This window comes from Streptomyces sp. NPDC025833, from assembly GCF_055558055.1.
Map to the genome: position 1 here is coordinate 234,867 of NZ_JBVHNF010000005.1, position 20,672 is coordinate 255,538.

General features: G+C 72.2%; 18 protein-coding genes. 5 read left to right on the top strand and 13 right to left on the bottom strand.

Annotated elements, in window-relative coordinates:
* Positions 1-21 precede the first annotated feature (21 nt).
* Positions 22-279 (bottom strand): hypothetical protein, encoded by a 258-nt coding sequence (locus ACZ4K2_RS10565; protein WP_467471684.1) that lies wholly within the window; start codon positions 277-279, stop codon positions 22-24.
* A 165-nt stretch (positions 280-444) separates the two neighbouring features.
* On the opposite strand from ACZ4K2_RS10565, the gene ACZ4K2_RS10570 reads away from it, so the two are divergent.
* Complete coding sequence (locus tag ACZ4K2_RS10570) at positions 445-2,037, top strand: purple acid phosphatase family protein (protein WP_467472044.1); 1,593 nt, start codon at positions 445-447, stop codon at positions 2,035-2,037.
* Between the two features lie 21 nt (positions 2,038-2,058).
* Here the strand turns inward: ACZ4K2_RS10570 and ACZ4K2_RS10575 are convergent, their stop codons facing one another.
* From ACZ4K2_RS10575 to ACZ4K2_RS10625, 11 genes are all read right to left on the bottom strand, one after another.
* A complete protein-coding gene (locus ACZ4K2_RS10575) occupies positions 2,059-2,952 on the bottom strand; it encodes a DUF4429 domain-containing protein (RefSeq protein ID WP_467471686.1) in 894 nt (297 codons plus the stop codon).
* Positions 2,953-3,018: 66 nt separating this feature from the next.
* Positions 3,019-4,851: an IucA/IucC family protein gene (locus ACZ4K2_RS10580; protein ID WP_467471688.1), complete on the bottom strand. Its 1,833-nt coding sequence runs from the start codon at positions 4,849-4,851 to the stop codon at positions 3,019-3,021.
* Entirely contained in the window at positions 4,848-5,372 is a 525-nt protein-coding gene (locus ACZ4K2_RS10585; RefSeq protein WP_467471691.1) for a GNAT family N-acetyltransferase, read from the bottom strand. Before ACZ4K2_RS10585 ends, ACZ4K2_RS10580 begins: the two co-directional genes overlap by 4 nt.
* Positions 5,369-6,655, bottom strand: a complete 1,287-nt coding sequence (locus ACZ4K2_RS10590) for a lysine N(6)-hydroxylase/L-ornithine N(5)-oxygenase family protein (protein ID WP_467471693.1) — start codon at positions 6,653-6,655, stop codon at positions 5,369-5,371. The genes ACZ4K2_RS10585 and ACZ4K2_RS10590 overlap by 4 nt, the downstream gene beginning before the upstream one ends.
* Positions 6,639-8,081 carry a lysine decarboxylase DesA gene (gene desA, locus ACZ4K2_RS10595; RefSeq protein ID WP_467472047.1) on the bottom strand — a complete coding sequence of 481 codons (1,443 nt, stop codon included), beginning with the start codon at positions 8,079-8,081 and terminating at the stop codon, positions 6,639-6,641. Before desA ends, ACZ4K2_RS10590 begins: the two co-directional genes overlap by 17 nt.
* Before the next feature lie 125 nt (positions 8,082-8,206).
* On the bottom strand, positions 8,207-9,061 hold the full coding sequence (locus ACZ4K2_RS10600; protein WP_467471695.1) for a siderophore-interacting protein: 855 nt from the start codon (positions 9,059-9,061) through the stop codon (positions 8,207-8,209).
* Positions 9,062-9,117: 56 nt separating this feature from the next.
* On the bottom strand, positions 9,118-10,164 hold the full coding sequence (locus tag ACZ4K2_RS10605; protein WP_467471699.1) for an ABC transporter substrate-binding protein: 1,047 nt from the start codon (positions 10,162-10,164) through the stop codon (positions 9,118-9,120).
* Positions 10,165-10,536: 372 nt separating this feature from the next.
* On the bottom strand, positions 10,537-11,697 hold the full coding sequence (locus tag ACZ4K2_RS10610; protein WP_467471701.1) for an acyl-CoA dehydrogenase family protein: 1,161 nt from the start codon (positions 11,695-11,697) through the stop codon (positions 10,537-10,539).
* Between the two features lie 5 nt (positions 11,698-11,702).
* Positions 11,703-12,623, bottom strand: a complete 921-nt coding sequence (locus tag ACZ4K2_RS10615) for a hydroxymethylglutaryl-CoA lyase (RefSeq protein ID WP_467472049.1) — start codon at positions 12,621-12,623, stop codon at positions 11,703-11,705.
* A 17-nt stretch (positions 12,624-12,640) separates the two neighbouring features.
* Positions 12,641-14,557 (bottom strand): acetyl/propionyl/methylcrotonyl-CoA carboxylase subunit alpha, encoded by a 1,917-nt coding sequence (locus tag ACZ4K2_RS10620; protein WP_467471704.1) that lies wholly within the window; start codon positions 14,555-14,557, stop codon positions 12,641-12,643.
* Between the two features lie 11 nt (positions 14,558-14,568).
* Positions 14,569-16,185: a carboxyl transferase domain-containing protein gene (locus tag ACZ4K2_RS10625; protein ID WP_467471707.1), complete on the bottom strand. Its 1,617-nt coding sequence runs from the start codon at positions 16,183-16,185 to the stop codon at positions 14,569-14,571.
* A 97-nt stretch (positions 16,186-16,282) separates the two neighbouring features.
* On the opposite strand from ACZ4K2_RS10625, the gene ACZ4K2_RS10630 reads away from it, so the two are divergent.
* The 4 genes from ACZ4K2_RS10630 to ACZ4K2_RS10645 all read left to right on the top strand — a co-directional run bounded on the left by ACZ4K2_RS10630 (position 16,283) and on the right by ACZ4K2_RS10645 (position 19,807).
* Positions 16,283-16,882, top strand: a complete 600-nt coding sequence (locus ACZ4K2_RS10630; RefSeq protein WP_467471708.1) for an SACE_7040 family transcriptional regulator — start codon at positions 16,283-16,285, stop codon at positions 16,880-16,882.
* 111 nt (positions 16,883-16,993) lie between these two features.
* Positions 16,994-18,151 carry an acyl-CoA dehydrogenase family protein gene (locus tag ACZ4K2_RS10635; protein ID WP_467472051.1) on the top strand — a complete coding sequence of 386 codons (1,158 nt, stop codon included), beginning with the start codon at positions 16,994-16,996 and terminating at the stop codon, positions 18,149-18,151.
* A 26-nt stretch (positions 18,152-18,177) separates the two neighbouring features.
* On the top strand, positions 18,178-19,050 hold the full coding sequence (locus ACZ4K2_RS10640; RefSeq protein WP_467471710.1) for an acyl-CoA thioesterase: 873 nt from the start codon (positions 18,178-18,180) through the stop codon (positions 19,048-19,050).
* A 304-nt stretch (positions 19,051-19,354) separates the two neighbouring features.
* Complete coding sequence (locus tag ACZ4K2_RS10645; RefSeq protein WP_467471712.1) at positions 19,355-19,807, top strand: hypothetical protein; 453 nt, start codon at positions 19,355-19,357, stop codon at positions 19,805-19,807.
* Positions 19,808-19,875: 68 nt separating this feature from the next.
* Here the strand turns inward: ACZ4K2_RS10645 and ACZ4K2_RS10650 are convergent, their stop codons facing one another.
* Positions 19,876-20,664, bottom strand: a complete 789-nt coding sequence (locus ACZ4K2_RS10650; protein ID WP_467471715.1) for a phosphatase — start codon at positions 20,662-20,664, stop codon at positions 19,876-19,878.
* Between the last annotated feature and the right edge of the window lie 8 nt (positions 20,665-20,672).

Sequence of the window (20,672 nt, forward strand, 5' to 3'; positions counted from 1 at the left end):
GCTGGTCCGGTGCGGCTGTTCTCAGCCGTAGACCATGCGGCGCAGCTGCCTGAGCGTCAGCTCCGGCGGCGCCACCGCCCGGTATTTCAGGTCCGCCTCGATCCGTTCGAAGATCTCCGCGTTCACCAGGCCCCGGGCCTGGAGTTCGCGGTGGCGGCGACGGACGAAGTCCTGGGTCGTCTCGTCGAAGTAGGCGAGCACGTCCTGCACCACCCGCAGCGCCTCGCCCCGGCTCAGGGCCGTGGACCGCGTCAGGTGATCAACAAGTTCGTCGTGCACCCGGTAGATCCTCGGGTACCGGCGCCCGTTTCGCAAGGAGCGTGCCCGATATCGGGCAGACCCCTGTTGAAACTCTCATGGTGCTCTGTTCGCGGACCGTCCACCCTGCGTCCGGTATCCCGTTGCCCGAACCAACGAGTTTCAGACGCCATGGACATACCTCGTATGGGAGTACCCGAGAAGCTGGCCGAGCGCATGGGCATGGCCGAGCAGCACGACTACCTGCGCTCCAGGTTCTCGCGGCGCACGCTGGTCAGGGGCGGCGCCGTCACGCTCGGCGCCGTCGTGGGTGGCGCGTTCGTGCCGGGTGCCACCGCCCGGGCCGCCGTGCCGGGGGCACCCGCGCCCGCCGCCGGACGGCGGGGGAGCACCGCCCCCGCCGCCGAGCCGGTCGACGGCGCGCTCGTCGCCCCCTTCGGCCGCCACCTCGCCTTCGGCAACGACCCGCGCACCGAGATCACCGTCTCCTGGCAGGTCCCGGTCGCCGTCAGGAAGCCGTTCATCCGCATCGGCGCCCACCCCTGGGACCTCTCCCACCGGATCGAGGCGGAGGTCCGCCCGCTTTACACCCCGGCCGGCGTCGGGGCGGGCGGCGACCACACCCAGTACTACGTGCACGCCGGACTCACCCACCTGCGCCCCGGCCGGACGTACTACTACGGCGTCGGCCACCAGGGCTTCGACCCGGCCGAGCCGCACCTGCTGGGCACCCTGGGCACCTTCACCACCGCCCCGGCCGCCAAGGCGCCGTTCACCTTCACCGCCTTCGGCGACGAGGGTGTCGGATATCACGGCCTGGCCAACAACGCCCTGATCCTCGGCCAGGACCCGGCCTTCCATCTGCACGCCGGTGACATCGCCTACGGCGACCCGGCCGGCCAGGGCAAGAGCACCGACAACGGGTTCGACGCGCGCACCTGGGACCAGTTCCTGCACCAGACGGAGTCCGTCGCCAAGCAGGTCCCGTGGATGCCGGCGTACGGCAACCACGACATGGAGGCCTGGTACTCGCCCAACGGCTACGGCGGCGAGGAGGCCCGCTGGACCCTCCCCGCCAACGGCCCCGACCGGCGGAACCTGCCCGGCGTCTACTCCTTCGTCTACGGCAACACGGCGGTCATCTCGCTCGACGCCAACGACGTCTCCTTCGAGATCCCGGCGAACCTGGGCATCTCCGGCGGAACGCAGACGACCTGGCTGGAGACCCAGCTCAAGCGGTACCGGGCGGCGAAGGACATCGACTTCGTCGTCGTCTTCTTCCACCACTGCGCCTACTGCACCTCCACCGCGCACGCCTCGGAGGGGGGAGTGCGCCAGGAGTGGGTGCCGCTGTTCGAGAAGTACACGGTGGACCTGGTCATCAACGGCCACAACCACCAGTACGAGCGCACCGACGTGATCAAGGGCGACAAGGTCACCAAGAAGCTGCCGATCGGCGGCACGGCCTACCCCGAGACCGAGGGCGTGGTCTACGTCACCGCGGGCGCCGCGGGCCGCAGCCTGTACGCCTTCTCCGCCCCGGACTCCTACGAGGGCCACGAGCACGAGGTCGACTCGGTCGCCTCGTTCGTCAACACCAAGGACGGCAGGGCCGGCGAGGCCGTCGCCTGGTCCCGGGTGCGCTACCTGAACTACTCCTTCCTGCGCGTGGACGTCGTGCCCGCGCCGCGGGGCCACCAGACCACGCTGAAGGTGTCCGGCATCGCCGAGACCGGCGACCGCATCGACCACTTCACGGTGTCCCGCCGGGCCAAGTAGGGCCCGCGCGGCGGACGGTCCTCACATGCGCCGGAGGATCGCCTGCTTGGCCAGGGCGAACTCCTCGTCCGTCAGCACCCCGTCGCGGTGCAGCCCGCCCAGCTCGCGCAGCCGGCGCAGCAGCACGTCGTGGTCGTCGTCCCCGGCCGGCTCCCCGGCCGGGGACGGCACCTCGTCCGGGGACGGCACCTCGTCCGGCGCCCGCGGACCCGTGGCCGCGGGGTGCGGCAGGCGGGCCTGCACCGCCGCCGCGACCAGGACCATCAGCGGGTCCCTGCGGAAGCCCCACAGCTCGACGGCGTTCGGGTCGTCCTTGGCCGGCAGGGAGGCCGGGGCGCCGCGCACGAGGAAGCGCAGGTACCCGTTCTCCAGCCCGGCCGCCGGCTGCCACCGCACCCCCGTCACGTCCGCGAGGGGGATCGTGCGGGGGCCGGCGGCGGCCTTGGCCTCCTCCGTCTTCCAGTTCCACTCCAGCCGTACCCGCTCCCCGTCGAAACCCGCGGTGCCGTCCCCGGCCGAGGCGGACACCGGCAGCGGCGGTCCGGGCAGCAGGTACGCGTCGACCGGCTCCGGGGAGACGCCGTCCAGCAGCAGGGCGGTGCGCACCTCGTCGGCGAGGTACTCGGCGACGCCGTACCGGTCCGGCTCCACGGCGAGCCGGTACGGGTCCTGCGCGTCCGCGAGGTGGCCTCCGGCCGCCCGGAGCAGCGGGTCGGCGCCGTCGCGCAGGCGCAGCCTGAGCAGGCCCGACCGCCGGCCCCGTTCGAAGGAGACGCCCGCCAGCGCCCGCAGCGGCACGCGGAGTTCCCCCAGCGCGCGACGGAGCAGGCCCACGTTCCCGTCCCGGCCCGGGGTGATGCGCACGGCATCGCCGTCCAGGACCCAGGTGCCGTCCTTCTGGATGATTTCCGCCATGGGGCGATTGTTCCACCCGGCCCCCGGGGGCCCGGGCGGTCCCGCGGACCGCCGGGCCCCCGGGGGTCAGAACCCGGCGATCGGGTTCTTCAGGGTCCCCACCAGCTGGAGCGCGGCGGACGGATCGGCGAGGTCCACCATCTGCTGGTTGTTCCGGAGCTGGAGCCGGTTGAGGCAGGACAGCGCGAACTCGGGCGCGAACATGTCGTACTGGCGGAACCGGTCGGCCAGTGCGGGGTTCGCCTCCTGGTACTCGCGGGTGACCTCGGCGACCGTGCGCCAGAAGCCGTCCTCGTCCAGGACGCCCTCGGTGGCGAGGTGGGCGGCGAGGAAGCGGAAGAAGCAGTCGAAGACGTCCGTGAAGATCGACAGCAGTTTCGTCTCCTCGGGGACCTCGGCCCGGATCCGCCGCACCTCGGGCGGCAGGGCCGCGTCCGGGTCCATGACGACGATCTCCTCGGCGATGTCCTTGTAGACCGCCCGCCGCACCGCGCCGTCCGCGAGGACCAGGATCACGTTCTCGCCGTGCGGCATGAACACCAGGTCGTAGGCGTAGAAGCTGTGCAGCAGCGGGGTGTAGTAGGCCCGCAGGTACCCGCGCAGCCACTCGGTGGGCGTCAGTCCCGAGCGGGCGATCAGCGCGCCGGCGAAGGAGGCGCCCCGGTGGTCCACGTGCAGCAGGGAGGCCATGGTCGCGAGGGACTCGCCGTCCCGCAGCGACGGCACCGGGCTCTCCCGCCACAGCGCGGCCAGCATCTTGCGGTACGGCGAGTACCGGTCGGTGGCCCGCTCGTACTCCAGGTGCCGGTAGCCGACGGCGGCCCGCTCCCGGATGATCGTCAGACCGGTCGCCTTCAGCACCGGGTCGCCCTCGATGAGCCGGGCCAGCCAGTCGTTGATGGCCGGGGTGGCCTCCATGTAGGCGGCCGACAGTCCGCGCATGAAGCCCATGTTGACCACCGACAGGGCGGTCTTCACGTAGTGCCTGTGCGGGGCGCTGCTGTTGAAGAAGGTCCGGATCGACTGCTGGGCCAGGTACTCGTCGTCGCCCTCGCCGAGGCAGACGAGGTGGCCCCGGGCCACCTCGGCGGCGAACGTGACGCTGAGCTTGTTCCACCACTGCCAGGGGTGGACCGGGATGAACAGGTAGTCGGCGGGGTCGAGGCCCCGGCCGGTGAGCACGGCACGGAACCGCTCCACCGTCTCCCCGCCCAGCTCCTCGCGCAGGAAGGACTCGTACTCGATCCCGGCGCCCGCCGTGAACGCGGCCCGCGAGCGGTGCGCGGCCAGCCACACCAGCCGGACGGGGTGCGCCGTCTCGGGCGCGTACGACAGGTACTCGTGGATGCCGAAGCCGAGCCGCCCGTTGTTCGCGACGAAGCAGGGGTGGCCCTCGGTCATCCCGGTCTCGATCGCCTGGAAACCGCTCGCCGCCAGCTCCGCGGAGGTGACCTGGGGCTTGGTGAGCTTGTAGCAGGTGCCCGAGAGGGTGGAGGAGATCTCCTCCAGGTAGACCGGCAGGATCGCGTCGCTCAGTCCCAGGGACTCCTTCATCTCGATGAAGAAGTCCAGGGCCGCGAGCGGAAGCTCGGCGCCGTCCCGGTGCCGGGAGATGGAACCGGGGTCGATCTGCCAGTGGTCCAGGGCCCGGCGCACGGCGGTGAACCGGTAGGAGGTGAGACCGTCGTCGCTGCGGACGGCGTACCGGCCGCCGTCCCCCTTCTCGGGCTCCCCGGGCTCCCCGGGCTCCCCGGGCTCCCCGGGCTCCCCGGGCTCCTCGGGCTCGGGCGTGAGCAGGCGCTCGTGCGTGAACTCGGCGAGCGCCTTGCGCAGCAGCAGCCGGTTGGCCTCGGCCCAGCGTTCGGGGGACAGGTGGGCGACGGAGTCGGCGAGGGTCATGCGGTCACCGCCTTCTCGAACCGCTCGCGCGTGCAGAAGCTCAGCAGGGCCCGCTTCTCCGGTTTGTCGATCTCCCGCTCGGGCACGAAGCCGACGGCCGCGTTCAGGGCGTGCACGGCCTTGTTGCGGACGTCGGGCTCGACGACGACGCGCTCCACCGCCGGGTCCGCGAACAGGTGGGCCATGACGGCGGTGATCACGGCCCGGGTGAACCCGTGCTCGGGCGTGTCCGTGGCCGGGGTCAGGAAGTGCATGCCGACGTCACCGGGCCGCGCCTCGTACAGCCCGGCCAGCTCCCGGTGCGCGGGGTCGTACTTCTCCATCAGGAAGGCGGGCACGCCGTCGCGCAGTCCGAGCAGCGCGTGGTGGTGCTCGTCCTCCGCTATCTCCCGGTAGGCGCGCTCGACGTCCCGCGGTGTGGCGTCCTGCATCATCCAGAAGGCCGCCTTGGGGTGGGTGACCCAGGAGTGCAGGAGTCCGCCGTCGCGCTGCGGGTCGACGGCACGGAAGGTGAAGGTCATACGGCGAACTCCTGGAACGCGATGGTCTTCTCGACGGGGTAGTACTCGGTGCCGAGCAGCTCGCCGATGATGTACGAGTTGCGGTACGCGCCCATGCCGAGGTCGGGGCTGGTGATGCTGTGGGTGTGGACGCCCGCGTTCTGCAGGAAGACACCGCGGCCGGTGACGTCGACGGCGTAGTTGCGGGCGACGTCGAAGCGGCCGCGGCCGTCGAAGCGGAGGCGGTCGCGGATGGGGGCGAGGAAGGCCGGCGGCGTGTAGTGGTAGCCGGTGGCGAGCACCAGGCCCTCGGTGCGGATCTCGTAGTCCTTGCCCTGCTCGTCCTGGTGCAGGCCGAGGGTGTAGGCGCCGTCCCGGTACGCCGCCGTGCGCAGCGTGGAGTTGGTGAGCAGCCGGGTGGGCACCGGGCGGTCGCCGCTCTCCACGTTCTTCTGGTACAGCAGGTCGAAGATGGAGTCGATCAGGTCCGCGTTGATCCCCTTGAAGAGGCCCTTCTGCTGCTTCTCCAGCCGGTAGCGGGTCTCCTCGGGCAGTTCACGGAAGTAGTCGATGTAGTCCGGGGAGGTCATCTCCAGGGTCAGCTTGGTGTACTCCAGCGGGAAGAACCGCGGGGAGCGCGTCACCCAGTTGAGCTGGTAGCCGTGGACGTCGATCTCCGCGAGCAGCTCGTGGTAGATCTCGGCCGCGCTCTGCCCGCTGCCGACGATCGTGATGGACTCCTTGTCCAGCAGCTCCGCCTTGCGGTGCATGTACCGGGAGTTGTGCAGGAAGTCCCCGCCCAGGTCCGCGCAGGCGTCCGGGAGGTAGGGAGTCGTGCCGGTGCCCAGCACGAGGTGGCGGGCGCGGAACACGTCCCCGGCCCCGGTGCGGACGGCGTACAGCTCGTCCTCGTACGTCACCTCGGTGACCGTGGTGCCGAAGCGGACGCTGCTCAGCCGGCCGGCCGCCCAGCGGCAGTAGTCGTCGTACTCGACCCGCAGCGGGTAGAAGTTCTCGCGGATGTAGAACGGGTAGAGCCTGCCCTTCTCCTTCAGGTAGTTCAGGAAGGAGTACGGCGAGGTCGGGTCGGCCAGGGTGACCAGGTCCGACATGAACGGGGTCTGGAGGTGGGCGCCGTCGAGGAACATGCCGGAGTGCCACTCGAAGTCCGGCTTGGACTCCAGGAAGACGCCGTCCAGTTCGGTGATCGGCTCGGTGAGGCAGGCGAGGCCGAGGTTGAAGGGGCCGAGCCCGATGCCCACGAAGTCGTAGGTCTTGGTCGGGCTCTCAGGACGCGCGGTCAAGGGACACTCCCAGGTACTGCTCGGCGTGGCCGGCGATCAGGTCGAGGACGGCGGTGATGTCGGCGGTCGTGGTCTCGGGGTTGAGCAGGGTGAACTTCAGGTACTGGCGGCCGGCCACCTCGGTGCCCGCGACCACGGCGTCGCCGGAGGTGAACAGGGCCTTGCGGGCGTGCAGGTTGGCGCGGTCCACCTCGGCCGGGTCCGTGGCGGACGCCGGGACCCAGCGGAAGACGAGGGTGGAGAGGGTGGGCTCGACGACGACGTCGTAGCGGGGGTCGTCCGCCAGCAGCCGCCAGCCGTCCCGGGCCAGGTCGCAGACCTCGTCGAAGAGCTGCCCGATGCCGTCGGCGCCCATCGTGCGCAGCGTGAGCCACAGTTTGAGGGCGTCGAAGCGGCGGGTGGTCTGGAGCGACTTGTCCACCTGGTTGGGGATGCGCTCGCGCACCATGCGGCGCGGGTTGAGGTACTCGGCGTGGTAGGTGGCGTGCCGCAGGGTGGCCGCGTCCCGGACCAGCAGGGCGGAGGAACTGACCGGCTGGAAGAAGGACTTGTGGTAGTCGACGGTGACGGAGTCGGCGCGCTCGATGCCCCCGATGCGGTCGCGGTACTTCAGCGAGGCGAGCAGGCCGCAGCCGTAGGCGGCGTCCACGTGCATCCAGACGCCGTGCCGGGCGCACAGCTCGGCGATCTCCGGCAGCGGGTCGATGGAGCCGAAGTCGGTGGTGCCGGCGGTGGCGACGACGGCCATGGGTACCAGGCCGCCCTGCGCGCAGCGCTCCAGTTCGTTCGCGAGGGCGACCGTCTGCATGCGCTTGTCGTGGTCGACGGGGATCACGACGACGGCGTCCGGCCCGAGGCCGAGCAGTTTCGCGGACTTCTGCACGCTGAAGTGGCTGGCCTCGGAGGCGAAGACGCGCAGCCGGGCGAGGTCGTCGCTCTTGGCCTCCTCCCGGGCGAGGAGGAGCGCCTGGAGGTTGGACTGGGTGCCGCCGGAGGTGAAGACGCCGTCGGCGGCGGGTCCGAGGCCGATGCGGGCGGTGGTCCAGTCGACGAGCCTGCGCTCGATGAGGGTGCCGCCGGCGGACTGGTCCCAGGTGTCCAGGGAGGAGTTGACCGCCGAGAGCACGGCCTCGCCGAGCACCGCCGGGATGACGACCGGGCAGTTGAGGTGGGCGAGGTAGCGGGGGTGGTGGAAGTAGACCGCGTCCCGGAGGTAGACGTCCTCCAGCTCGTCGAGGACGGCGGAGGTGTCGCCCAGGGGGCGGTCGAGGTCGATCCGGTCGATGCGGGGAGCGAGGGCGTCCACGGTGACGCCGCTGAACGGACGGTCGGTGGTGGCGAGTTTGGCCGCCACCCGCTCGACTCCTTCGGTCACGGAGCGGCGGTAGTGCTCCGCGGTGAGGCCATTGAGCAGGTGCGAGCGCATGTGGGGGTCCTCCGAGGGGACGGTCCGCTTGATCAATTTAGGTTAGCCTAACCTAAGTTCAAACCTACGGGGCATGGCTCTCCCCGGTGACCGGCGTCACGTCGACGGCCGGGCCGGGGGTGGGGCTACTCCGCGGCCCGGAGCTGTTCCTCCGTCATGCCCTGCCGCCAGTAGCCGACGAAGGTGACGCGCCGCCGGTCCATCCCGCACGCGCCGACGAAGTGCCGTCGCACCGCCTTCACCTGCCCGGACTCGCCCGCGATCCACGCGTACGGCCGCTCGGCGGCCGGCAGTCCGCCGGCCCGCACGGCGTCGGCGGCCCGCGGGGACCCGGCGCCGCGCACCAGCCAGGTGATCTCCGCGTCGGCCTCGGTGCGCACGTCCTGCGCGTCCGCGGCGTGCGGCACCTCCAGCCAGGCCCGGACCCGGGTGCCCGCGGGCAGGGATTCGAGGATCGCGGTCGCGGCCGGCAGGGCCGTCTCGTCGCCGCACAGGACGACGAGGTCGGTGTCCGCGGGCGGGCGGAAACGGATCGCCCGGTTGTCGGCGACGGCCGGCCCGAGCAGCAGCACCCGATCGCCCGCGGCGGCCCCCGCGGCCCAGCGGGAGGCCGGTCCGGCGGGCGTGGCCGCGCCCGGCCCGACACCGTGCAGGGCGAAGTCGATGTCGATCTCGGCCGTGTGGCCGAGGTGGTCACGCCGCAGCGCCCGCAGGGTGTACGAGCGCATCACCGCCCGTACGTCGTCCGGCAGTTCGCGCCAGCCCTGCCACCAGCCGTCCCCCAGCTCCAGCGGGACGACCGGCTCGGGCTGGCCCGGGTGCGGCAGGAACAGCGAGAGCGACTGGTCCCGCCCGTCGGAGTGGAAGGCGTGCAGGTCGGCACCGGCGAAGGTGACCCGCACCAGGGACGGGCCGAGCCGCCTCGTCCGTACGACCTGGAGGGAGAAGAAACGGAACGGGGCGGCCACGGCCGTCGTCATGGGGGCTCCTGAGGTGATGTCAGGTGTTCAGATGTGGGGAGCGCGGGCGGCGGGCCCTACGCGACCTTGCGGGCCTTCTCCAGCGCCTCGGCCAGACTCGTGAGCAGCGGTACGCACTTGTCGTAGGACAGGATCGGTTCGGGGGAGCGGGCGATGACCTGGCCGGCCTTCACCGCGGGCAGCTTCTTCCAGGTGGCCTTGGTGATGTCGGCGGGCTGGATCGCCGAGGTGCGGTCGTCCATCATGATGATGTCGGCCCGGTACTTGTCGACGTTCTCCCAGCTCAGCGACTCGTACCAGCCGCCGCCCTCCTTCTTCGCGCTCTCCGGCGGCTCCACGAAGTTCACGCCGAGCGACTTGAAGTACTCCAGGTCGATGGAGAGGTTGCTGCCCGAGACGTAGAAGAGCTGGTCGCTGGCGCTGCCGGCCATCACCTTGACGTCCGGCTTGGCCTTGGCGGCGGCGCGCAGCCGGGCGGCGGCCCCCTCGAAGCGCTTCCTGGCGTCGGTGACCTCGGCGGCCTTCATGTCCGCGCCGAGCGACTCGGCCAGCTCCCACATGCGCTCCAGCGGCTGGGTGAGCCGGCGGTCGTACACGGAGATGCCGACGCTGGGGGCGAGCTGGGCGATCTTCTTCTTCGACTCCTCCGGGACGTACCAGAGGGTGCCGGCGCCGTCGAACATCGTGGAGATGAGCACGTCCGGCGCGAGGGAGGCGTACTTCTCGATGTTGAACTGGCCCCAGGTGTTGCCGAGGACGGTCACCTTGCTGACGTCCATGTCGCCGGCCTGGACGTCGGGCTTGCCCGCGGTGGTCGTCGTCGGGCCGAAGACGCCCTTGACCTGGATGCCGTAGTCGTACAGCGCGGCCCCCACACCGGTGAACGCCACGATGTTCGCGGGGACCTTGTCCAGCTTCACGGGCGTGCCGCGGTCGTCCTTGAAGGACCAGGGGCCGGACGTGCCGCTCTTGGCCGCCGTACCGGTGTCGCCGTCTTTGCCCGTGTCGTCCCCGCAGGCGGCGAGCGCGGCGCCGAGTCCGAGGGCGCCGCCCGCGGCGAGCAGGCCGCGGCGAGTGAGGTGGGTGGCACGGGCTTGGGGCATGGGTATGACTGCTTTCGAACGGGGCGGGAACGCCCGCCGGACAAGTTCGAAGGTAGGTTAGCCTAACCTCAGTCGATGTCCAGAGGGCGGGTCCCGGCCCGCGGCCCGCGGAGCCCGCCGACGGCCCCCGCACCGGCCGGAATTGGCGGACCGGCAAAGGGAGTGGCGTCAGATCTCGGCGGCGCTGTCCGCACTGACGGCGCCGCTCGACCAGGTGCCCGAGGCGGTCCGCTCATGGCGCCGGGTCGTGGCCGGAGCCCGCCGTGCCGCGCCCCGGCGACGGCCGGGACTCCGGGTCGGCGGGGTGACGGGGCGGGCGCCCGCGGCCCCGGCGGGGGACCGGGGCGCCCGTCCCGGTTCTGCGGGACGGGCTCAGCTCACCAGACCCAGTTCCCTGGCGATGAGCATGCGCTGGACCTCGCTCGTGCCCTCGCCGATCTCCAGGATCTTGGAGTCGCGCCACATGCGGGCCACCGGGTACTCGTTCATGAAGCCGTAGCCGCCGTGGATCTGCGTGGCCTCGCGGGCGTTGTCCACGGCGACCGTGGAGGAGTACAGCTTGGCCACCGCCGCCTCCTTCTTGAACGGTTCGCCCGACACCAGGCGGGAGGCCGCGTCGCGCCAGGCCAGACGGGCCGTGTGCGCCTTCGTCTCCATGTCGGCGATCTTGAACTGGATGGCCTGGTTGGCGCCGATCGGGCGGCCGAACGCGTGGCGCTCGCGGGCGTACTTCACCGACTCGTCCACGCAGCCCTGGGCCAGGCCCGTCGCGAGCGCCGCGATGGCGATGCGGCCCTCGTCCAGGATCCGCAGGAACTGGGCGTAGCCGCGGCCCTGTTCGCCGAGGAGGTTGGCGGCGGGCACCCGGACGTCCTGGAAGGAGAGTTCACGGGTGTCCGAGGCGTTCCAGCCGACCTTGGAGTACGGGGCGGCGACCGTGAAGCCCGGGGTGCCGGACGGGACGATGATCGCCGAGATCTCCGGGCGGCCGTCCGGCTTGCGGCCGGTGACCGCGGTGACCGTGACCAGGCCCGTGACGTCCGTGCCCGAGTTGGTGATGAAGCACTTCGTGCCGTTGATCACCCACTCGTCGGTGTCCGGGTCCAGGCGGGCCGTGGTGCGGGTCGCCCCGGCGTCGCTGCCGCCGTCCGGCTCGGTCAGGCCGAACGCGCCGAGCATCTCGCCCGCGCAGAGCCGGGGCAGCCACTCGCGCTTCTGCTCCGGCGTGCCGAAGAGGTGCAGCGGCATCGCGCCCAGCGACACGCCCGCCTCCAGGGTGATGGCCACCGAGGAGTCCACCCGGGCCAGTTCCTCCAGCGCGATGCCGAGCGCCAGGTAGTCCCCGCCCATCCCGCCGTACTCCTCCGGGAACGGCAGGCCGAACAGGCCCATGCGGCCCATCTCGCGGACGATCTCGTACGGGAACTCGTGGCGTTCGTAGAAGTCGCCGATCTTCGGCGCCACGACGTCGTGCGCGAACTCCTCCACCGTGCGGCGGAGTTCCTCCAGCTCGGGGCTGAGACGGTGGTCCATGCTGATCACTGGTCCTTGTGGGAGAGGGCGCGGACGGTACGGGACGGGCTGGGCCGGTCCAGATGAGCGGCCATCCACACGCTCGTGGCGGTCAGACGGCCGAGGTCGACCCCTGTCTCGATGCCGAGTCCGTGCAGCATCCATACGAGGTCTTCGGTGGCGAGGTTGCCGGTGGCGGACCTCGCGTACGGGCAGCCGCCGAGGCCGCCCGCGGAGGCGTCCACCGTGGTGACGCCGTGCTGGAGAGCGGCCAGGGTGTTGGCGAGCGCCTGGCCGTAGGTGTCGTGGAAGTGCACGCCGATCTCGTCGGTCGGCACGCCCGCCCCGTTGAGCAGGCCGAGCAGTTCGAGCACGTGGCCGGGGGTGGCCACCCCGATCGTGTCCCCGAGGCTCAGCTCGTCGCACCCCATGTCGCGCAGGGCCGTGCAGACGCGGGCCACCTGGTGGGGCGGCACCGCGCCCTCCCACGGGTCGCCGAAGCACATCGACACGTAGCCGCGCACGTGCACGCCCGCGTCCTTCGCGCGCCGCACCACCGGTTCGAACACCGCGAGCGACTCGTCCAGCGTGCGGTTGAGGTTGGCCTTGGCGAAGGACTCGGTGGCGCTGGCGAACACCGCCACGCGCCCGGCGCCCAGGGCCAGCGCCCGGTCCAGGCCGCGCTGGTTGGGGACCAGCACCGGCAGGTCGACCCCCAGATCGCCGACCAGCGGGAACAGGTCCTCGGCGTCGGCGAGCTGGGGCACCCACCGTGGGTGCACGAAGCTCGTCGCCTCGATCGTGGTCAGGCCCGCACCGGCCAGCCGGCGGATGAACTCCGCCTTGACCGGCGTCGGCACGGTGGACTTCTCGTTCTGGAGCCCGTCGCGCGCGCCGACCTCGTGGATCCGCACCCGCGCGGGCAGGTCCTGGGCCGGTACGACCATGGGCAGTCCCTCGGGGGTCACGGGGCGGCCTCCTCGTGCGGTGCGATGACGGCCAGCACCTGGTCCATGGCGACCGTGCTGCCCGGGGTCACGTCCAGCTCGGCGACGGTGCCGGCGTGCGGGGCGGAGATGACGTGCTCCATCTTCATCGCCTCGACCACCAGCAGGCTCTGCCCGGCGCTCACCTCGTCGCCGACGGCGACCTTGACCACGGTGACCGTGCCGGGCATGGGCGCGGTGAGGGAGTCGGCACCGGCGTGCGCGGCCCCGCCGAGGGACGCGGCCACCGGGTCGTGGTCCCGCACCTGCCAGGCGTCGCCGTCCCGGCCGAGCCAGTCGGCGGCCCGCCGGAAGGTGTGGCGGACGCCGTCCAGGGTGACGTGGACCGCGGTGCCGGTGACGGTCGCGGTGCCCCGCGGGGTGTACGTCACCGGGTCGTGCACCCGCAGCGGGAAGGCGGGCCGCTTCGGCGTGCCGCCGAGCCGCCAGCCGTCCGGCACCGAGAAGGGGTCGACCCAGCCCTCGGCGCGGGGCCGCAGCGCCTCGGCCCGCACGGCCGCCGCCGCCTCGTAGACCTCCTCCGGCACGTCCGTGCCGACCAGGTCGTCCACGACCCGCTCGACCAGCCCGGTGTCCAGCTCGCCCCGGACGACGGCCGGGTGCGCCAGCAGCCGGCGCAGGAAGCCCGCGTTGGTCTGCACGCCCAGCGTGACCGTCTCCGCCAGGGCCGCCCGGAGCCTGCGCAGCGCCGTCCCGCGGTCCGGGCCGTAGGCGATCACCTTGGCCAGCATCGGGTCGTACAGGCTGCCCACCTCGGTGCCCTCGCTGAGCCCGGAATCGGTGCGCACGCCCTCGCCCCGGGGCTCGTCCAGCGCCAGGACCGTGCCGCCGGAGGGCAGGAAGCCGCGCGCGGGGTCCTCCGCGCAGATCCGGGCCTCGACCGCGTGCCCGGTCAGCGTCACGTCCTCCTGCGCGAAGCCCAGCCGCTCGCCCGCCGCCACCCGGAGCTGCCACTCGACCAGGTCCAGCCCCGTGATCAGCTCGGTGACGGGGTGCTCCACCTGGAGACGGGTGTTCATCTCCATGAAGTAGTACTGCGCGGGGTCGTTGCCCGGGACGATGAACTCCACGGTGCCCGCGCCCCGGTAGCCGCACGAGCGGGCCGCCTGCACGGCCGCCTCGCCCATCGCGGCCCGGGTCCGCTCGTCGAGGAGCACACTGGGCGCCTCCTCGATGATCTTCTGGTGCCGCCGCTGGAGCGAGCACTCGCGCTCGCCCAGGTGCACCACGTTGCCGTGGCCGTCGGCCAGCACCTGGATCTCGATGTGCCGGGGCCGGTCGATCCACCGCTCCACCAGCAGGGTGTCGTCGCCGAAGGACGCGCGGGCCTCGCGGCGGGCGGCGGCGATCTCCTCCTCCAGCAGGGAGAGGTCCCGCACCAGCCGCATGCCCTTGCCGCCGCCGCCGGCGGACGGCTTCAGCAGCACCGGCGCCCCCAGCTCGCGGGCGGCCTCGGCCAGTTCGGGGTCCCGCCCGCCGGGGACCACCGGCACCCCGGCGGCCCGCACCGTCTCCTTGGCCCGGATCTTGTCGCCCATCAGGGCGATGGCGTCCGCCGGCGGGCCGACGAACACCAGCCCCGCCTCCTCGCACGCGCGCGCGAAGCCCGCGTTCTCGGCGAGGAAGCCGTATCCCGGGTGGACGGCCTGGGCGCCGGTGCGGGCGGCGGCCGCCAGCAGCCGCTCCACCGACAGGTAGCTCTCGGCGGCCGGCGCCGGACCGATCCGTACCGCCGTGTCGGCCTCCCGCACGTGCCGCGCGTCCGCGTCGGCGTCGGAGAAGACCGCCACCGAGCGCACGCCCAGCGAGCGCAGCGTACGGATCACGCGTACGGCGATCTCGCCGCGGTTGGCCACCAGCACTGTGTCGAACACGGTTCCCCTCCTCACATCCGGAAGACGCCGAACTGGGGTTCTCCCAGCGGCGCGTTGGCACAGGCGGTCAGGGCGAGGCCCAGCACCTGACGGGTCTCCAGCGGGTCGATCACGCCGTCGTCCCAGAGCCGGGCGGTGGCGTAGTAGGCGTTGCCCTGGCGCTCGTACTGGGCGCGGATGGGCGCCTTGAAGCTCTCCTCGGCGTCGGCCGGCCAGTCCTCGCCGCGCGCCTCCGACTGGTCCCGCTTGACCGTGGCGAGGACGCTGGCGGCCTGTTCGCCGCCCATCACGGAGATCTTGGCGTTGGGCCACATCCACAGGAAGCGGGGCGAGTAGGCCCGGCCGCACATCGAGTAGTTGCCCGCGCCGTACGAGCCGCCGACCACGACCGTCAGCTTCGGCACCCGGGTGCAGGCGACCGCCGTCACCATCTTGGCGCCGTGCTTGGCGATGCCGCCCGCCTCGTAGTCCTTGCCGACCATGAAGCCGGAGATGTTCTGCAGGAACACCAGCGGGATGCCGCGCTGGTCGCACAGCTCGATGAAGTGGGCGCCCTTCTGGGCGGACTCGGCGAACAGGATGCCGTTGTTGGCGACGATCCCGACCGGGTGCCCGTGGATGCGGGCGAACCCGGTGACCAGGGTCTGCCCGAACTCGCTCTTGAACTCGGCGAACCGCGAGCCGTCCACCGTGCGCGCGATGATCTCGCGCACGTCGTAGGGGGTGCGGGAGTCGACCGGGACGGCCCCGTACAGCCCGCGGGGGTCGGCCTTCGGCTCGGTCGCCGGCCGCACCTCCCACGGCGGCTGCCGCTGCGCCGGGAGCGTGGCCACGATGTTCCGGACGATCCGGAGGGCGTGCGCGTCGTCCTCGGCGAGGTGGTCGGTGACGCCGGAGACCCGGGAGTGCACCTCGCCGCCGCCCAGCTCCTCGGCCGTGACGACCTCGCCGGTGGCGGCCTTCACCAGCGGGGGGCCGCCGAGGAAGATCGTGCCCTGGTTGCGGACGATGACGGCCTCGTCGCTCATCGCCGGGACGTACGCCCCGCCCGCGGTGCACGAGCCGAGGACGGCCGCGATCTGCGGGATGCCGGCGCCGGACATCCGGGCCTGGTTGTAGAAGATCCGGCCGAAGTGGTCCCGGTCGGGGAAGACCTCGTCCTGCATCGGCAGGAAGGCCCCGCCGGAGTCGACCAGGTAGACGCACGGCAGCCGGTTGTCCAGGGCCACCTCCTGCGCGCGCAGGTGCTTCTTGACGGTCATCGGGTAGTACGTGCCGCCCTTGACCGTGGCGTCGTTCGCCACGATCACGCACGTGCGTCCGCTGACCCGCCCGATCCCGGCGATCACCCCGGCCGCCGGGGCCTGCCCGTCGTACATCCCGTCGGCGGCCAGCGGGGCCAGCTCCAGGAAGGGCGAGCCCGGGTCGAGCAGTGTGTCGACCCGGTCCCGCGGCAGCAGTTTGCCGCGCGCCGTGTGCCGTGCCCGGGCCTTCTCGCCGCCGCCGAGGGCCGCCGCGGCCAGCTTGGCGCGCAGCTCCTCCACGAGCGCGAGATGGGCTTCCTCATTGGCCCGCCAGGCCGGTGACGCGGGGTCCGCCGCGCTCGCCAGCTCCGGTGCCTCCTGCATGGTGCGGTCCCCTCACCCGGTGGTCGAACCTGTTAATGGGCGTTAACCATCGCCTTCAGGTTAACGACCGCTAACCTCGCTGTCTAGAATCGTCTGCATGGTCAGCAGAACCGACGCCCCGACCCGCCGCGAGCAGATCCTGAAGGAGGCCGCGCGGCTCTTCGCCGAGCGCGGCTTCCACGGAGTCGGCGTCGACGAGATAGGCGCGGCCGTCGGCATCAGCGGCCCCGGCCTGTACCGGCACTTCCCCGGCAAGGACGCGATGCTCGCCGAGCTGCTGGTCGGCATCAGCGGCCAGCTGCTCACCGGTGCCAGGCTCCGCCTGGCGGAGGCGGACGGGGCGACCGGCACCCCCGCGGTCCTGGACTCGCTCATCGAGGGCCACATCGACTTCGCCCTCGACGACCGCCCCCTGATCACCCTGCACGACCGGGAGCTGGACCGGCTGCGCGACAGCGACCGCAAGCTGGTGCGGCAGCTCCAGCGGCAGTACGTGGAGCTGTGGGTGGAGGTGGTCCGCGAGGTGTACCCGGCGCTGACCGAGCCGGCCGCCCGCTCGGCCGTGCACTCGGTCTTCGGCCTGCTCAACTCCACGCCCCACCTCGGCCGCGCCGGCACGCTCCCCGGCCGCGGGGCGACGGCCGCCCTGCTGCACCGGATGGCCCGGGGGGCGTTCGCGGCGGCCGGCGGGGAGTGAGTCGCGCGGACCGGGCGGGTGGCACACCTCACCCTGGACGCACTGCCGTACCCGCCGGTATCTTCGACTCTGAGCAAGCGCTTAGGCATGTCGAGGTACCTGGAGGTGGCCGTGCGCCGTACGGTGTTCAACGAGGATCACGAGGCGTTCCGGGAGACCCTCCGCGCCTTCATCGAGGCCGAGGTCGTGCCGGTGTACGACGAGTGGTTCGCCGCCGGCCAGGCGCCGCGCGACTTCTACCACAAGCTCGGTGAGCTGGGCATCTTCGGGATCAACGTGCCCGAGGAGTTCGGCGGCGCGGGCCTGGACAGCCACAAGTTCGAGGCCGTCCTCTACGAGGAGACCGCCCGCGCGGGCGTCCAGTTCGGCGGTTCCGGCGTACACGTGCTGCTCGCCCTGCCGTACATCAGGATGCTCGCCACCGACGAGCAGAAGAAGCGCTACCTGCCGAAGTTCGTCACCGGCGAGGAGATGTGGGCCATCGCGATGACGGAGCCGGGCACCGGCTCCGACCTCGCGGGCATGAAGTCCACCGCCAAGCTCTCCGAGGACGGCACGCACTACGTCCTCAACGGCGCCAAGACCTTCATCACCGGCGGCGTCCACGCCGACCGCGTGATCGTCTGCGCCCGCACCTCCGCGCCCACCGCCGAGGACCGCCGCCACGGCATCTCCCTGTTCGCGGTGGACACCAGGTCCGAGGGCTACTCCGTCGGCCGCAAGCTGGACAAGCTGGGCCTGCGCACCTCCGACACCGCCGAACTGGCCTTCGTCGACGTCAAGGTGCCGGTCGAGGACCTGCTCGGCGAGGAGAACAAGGGCTTCTCCTACCTCGGCCACAACCTGGCCTCCGAGCGCTGGGGCATCGCCTTCGGCGCCTACGCGCAGGCCAAGGCCGCAGTCCGGTTCGCCAAGCAGTACGTGCAGGAGCGCACCGTCTTCGGCAAGCCGGTCGCCCACTTCCAGAACACCAAGTTCGAACTGGCCGCCTGCCAGGCCGAGGTGGACGCCGCCGAGGCCGTCGCCGACCGCGCCACGGAGGCCCTCGACGCCGGTGAGCTGACCCCCGCCGAGGCCGCCTCCGCGAAGCTCTTCTGCACCGAGGTCGCCCACCGCGTGATCGACCGCTGCCTCCAGCTGCACGGCGGCTACGGCTACATGAACGAGTACCCGATCGCCCGCCTGTACGCGGACAACCGCGTCAACCGCATCTACGGCGGCACCAGCGAGATCATGAAGTCGATCATCGCCAAGGACATGGGTCTCTGAGGTCCCCGCCGCCACCGGCAGGCACCATGAGCCAGGCACTCCAGGACCTCCTCGATCTGCTCGACCTCGAACGGATCGAGGAGCTCATCTTCCGCGGCCGGTCCCGCGCCGCCGTCGTGCCCCGCGTCTTCGGCGGGCAGGTCGCGGCGCAGGCGCTGGTCGCCGCCGGGCGGACGGTCCCCGCGGACCGGCCCGCCCACTCCCTGCACGCGTACTTCCTGCGCCCCGGCGACCCGGGCGCGCCGATCGTCTACACGGTCGACCGCATCCGCGACGGCCGCTCCTTCACCACCCGCCGGGTGGTCGCCGTCCAGCACGGCAAGCCGGTCTTCCACCTCTCCGCGTCCTTCCAGGCGCACGAGGAGGGGCTGGAGCACCAGACTCCGATGCCGCCCGCCCCCGACCCGGCGACCCTGCCCACCTCGCAGGACCGGCTGCGCGGCTACGGCCACCTCGCCCCCGAGGTCGTCGAGCGCTTCCTGGAGACCCGCGAGGCGATCGACCTCAGGTACGTGGACGAGCCGCCGTACGGCCGGTACGGCGAGCCGCGCGAGCCGCACTCCCAGGTGTGGTTCCGCACCAACGGCAAGCTCGGCGACGACCCGCTGCTCCACGTCGTCCTCGCCACCTACGTCTCCGACATGACCCTGCTCGACTCCGTGCTCCTCGCCCACGGACGCGGCGGCTGGGCCGTCGGCGACGTCGTCGGCGCCTCCCTGGACCACGCGATGTGGTTCCACCGGCCGTTCCGCGCCGACGAATGGCTGCTGTACGACCAGGAGTCGCCGTCCGCGCACGGTGGCCGGGGCCTCGGCCAGGCCCGTATCCACACCCAGGACGGCCGGCTCGCCGTCACGGTCATCCAGGAGGGCGTGGTGCGCGTCCCGAGGCGGCCGTGACGGGTGGCGCCGTTCGAGATGACGGGTGGCGCGAGCGGGACTAGGCTCTCTGAGTGAAGGCCGCAGGAAACGGCATGCCCCGTGCGCGGGGTTCCGGAACCGCGGGACCCCGGGCCGCAGCGCCGTAAGACGCGATCACGCGCCGGCCGGGCTGTGGGGGCATCGGTCAAGAGCCGTTTCGTCCGATCCGGCTGCGGTGACACCTGAAGACCGCGCCGCACTTCCCTTTTGCCGCGGCGACGGCCATCCACCTCGCAGTCTCCCCCGGGAGCCGCGAGAGACGATGGAGATGGAAGGTACTCCCATGCGATCACAGCGCATCAGGCGCCTCGTCGCGCTGTCCGCCTCCGGCCTGCTGCTGGCAGGCGGAGCCGCGCTCGGCACGGCCCAAGCCGCCTCCGCCTCGACGAGCCAGAGCGTCGACCACGGTTCCTACAGCTGGAACAACGGCGGCTACAACTCGTGGGGCGACGACGACAACGGCTACGGCGGTTACGGCGGCGACCACGGCGGTGGCGGCTACGGTGGCGGCGACCACGGTGGCGGCGGCTACGGCGGCGGCGACCACGGCGGTGGCGGCTACGGTGGCGGCGACCACGGTGGCGGCGGCTACGGCGGTGGCGACCATGGTGGCGGCGGCGACCACGGCGGCGGTGGCGGTGACCACGGCGGCGGTGGCGGTGGCCACGGCGGCGGTGGCGGTGGCCACGGCGGTGGCGGCGGTGGCGGCCACGGCGGTGGTGGCGGCGGTCACTGACCCGGCCACCCACTGAACACGACGTGCGGCCCCCACTGCGGGGCCGCACCCCTGTGCCGGTGCCGCCGTCAGCCCAGGTCCGCCGCGGCGAGCAGGTACGCCGTCATCGGGTCGTAGTAGCGGGGGCTGACGACGTGGTCGTCGAGCGGGACGACCACCTGCACGGTCCCCTCGGACTCGGCGAGGAACAGTGCGGGATCGTTGCAGTCGGCGTACCCGACGGAGTCCACACCGTGCTGCCCCGCGTACCCGGCCCAGCCGTGGTCGGCGACCACCAGGTCCGGCAGCGGTCGCCCCTCGCGTTCGAGGCCGGTCAGGACGGCCCGCATCGGCTCGCCGGAGTGGGTGTGCCACAGCGTGGCCCCGTGCTCCAGCACGGCCACGTCCGCGAACTGCATCACGTACCCCTCGTCCGTGCGCAGCCCGTCCGGCACGACCACGATCTCGCAGCCGGCGGCGCGCAGCGCGGCAGCCGTGGCCCGGTGCACGTCCAGCAGGCCGCCGGGGTGCCCGGTCGCGAACAGCACCCGCTGCCGTCCCTCGGCGGCCTTGCGCAGCCGCCCGGCCATCCGCTCCAGCGCGTCCACGGTCAGCTCGGGGTCGATGGTGTCCTGTCCGTGCCGGTACTCGGGATCGTCGTTGACGCCCACCCGCTCGGCCATGACCGCGAGCACGTCCTGCTCGTCCGTCCAGCGGTCGCCCAGTTCCAGGCCGAACCAGAAGTTGCGGACCCCGTTGGCGAGCTGACGGTAGTGGGAGAGGTTGTTCTCGCGGGGCGTGGCGACGTCCCCCGCGATACGGGTTCGCACCAGGTGGTCGACGAGCTGGGCGCGGCTGGGTGTCCCGGATATCGGCATGGTTCCCA

What these genes read in the sequence shown, in the direction of transcription:
- ACZ4K2_RS10625 (WP_467471707.1), bottom strand. Translation starts at nt 16,185, where the DNA reads ATGCAGGAGGCACCGGAGCTGGCGAGCGCGGCGGACCCCGCGTCACCG.
- ACZ4K2_RS10615 (WP_467472049.1), bottom strand. Translation starts at nt 12,623, where the DNA reads ATGGTCGTACCGGCCCAGGACCTGCCCGCGCGGGTGCGGATCCACGAG.
- ACZ4K2_RS10600 (WP_467471695.1), bottom strand. Translation starts at nt 9,061, where the DNA reads ATGACGACGGCCGTGGCCGCCCCGTTCCGTTTCTTCTCCCTCCAGGTC.
- ACZ4K2_RS10575 (WP_467471686.1), bottom strand. Translation starts at nt 2,952, where the DNA reads ATGGCGGAAATCATCCAGAAGGACGGCACCTGGGTCCTGGACGGCGAT.
- ACZ4K2_RS10645 (WP_467471712.1), top strand. Translation starts at nt 19,355, where the DNA reads ATGCGATCACAGCGCATCAGGCGCCTCGTCGCGCTGTCCGCCTCCGGC.
- ACZ4K2_RS10630 (WP_467471708.1), top strand. Translation starts at nt 16,283, where the DNA reads ATGGTCAGCAGAACCGACGCCCCGACCCGCCGCGAGCAGATCCTGAAG.
- ACZ4K2_RS10605 (WP_467471699.1), bottom strand. Translation starts at nt 10,164, where the DNA reads ATGCCCCAAGCCCGTGCCACCCACCTCACTCGCCGCGGCCTGCTCGCC.
- ACZ4K2_RS10570 (WP_467472044.1), top strand. Translation starts at nt 445, where the DNA reads ATGGGAGTACCCGAGAAGCTGGCCGAGCGCATGGGCATGGCCGAGCAG.
- ACZ4K2_RS10580 (WP_467471688.1), bottom strand. Translation starts at nt 4,851, where the DNA reads ATGACCCTCGCCGACTCCGTCGCCCACCTGTCCCCCGAACGCTGGGCC.
- desA (WP_467472047.1), bottom strand. Translation starts at nt 8,081, where the DNA reads ATGCGCTCGCACCTGCTCAATGGCCTCACCGCGGAGCACTACCGCCGC.
- ACZ4K2_RS10650 (WP_467471715.1), bottom strand. Translation starts at nt 20,664, where the DNA reads ATGCCGATATCCGGGACACCCAGCCGCGCCCAGCTCGTCGACCACCTG.
- ACZ4K2_RS10640 (WP_467471710.1), top strand. Translation starts at nt 18,178, where the DNA reads ATGAGCCAGGCACTCCAGGACCTCCTCGATCTGCTCGACCTCGAACGG.
- ACZ4K2_RS10585 (WP_467471691.1), bottom strand. Translation starts at nt 5,372, where the DNA reads ATGACCTTCACCTTCCGTGCCGTCGACCCGCAGCGCGACGGCGGACTC.
- ACZ4K2_RS10610 (WP_467471701.1), bottom strand. Translation starts at nt 11,697, where the DNA reads ATGGACCACCGTCTCAGCCCCGAGCTGGAGGAACTCCGCCGCACGGTG.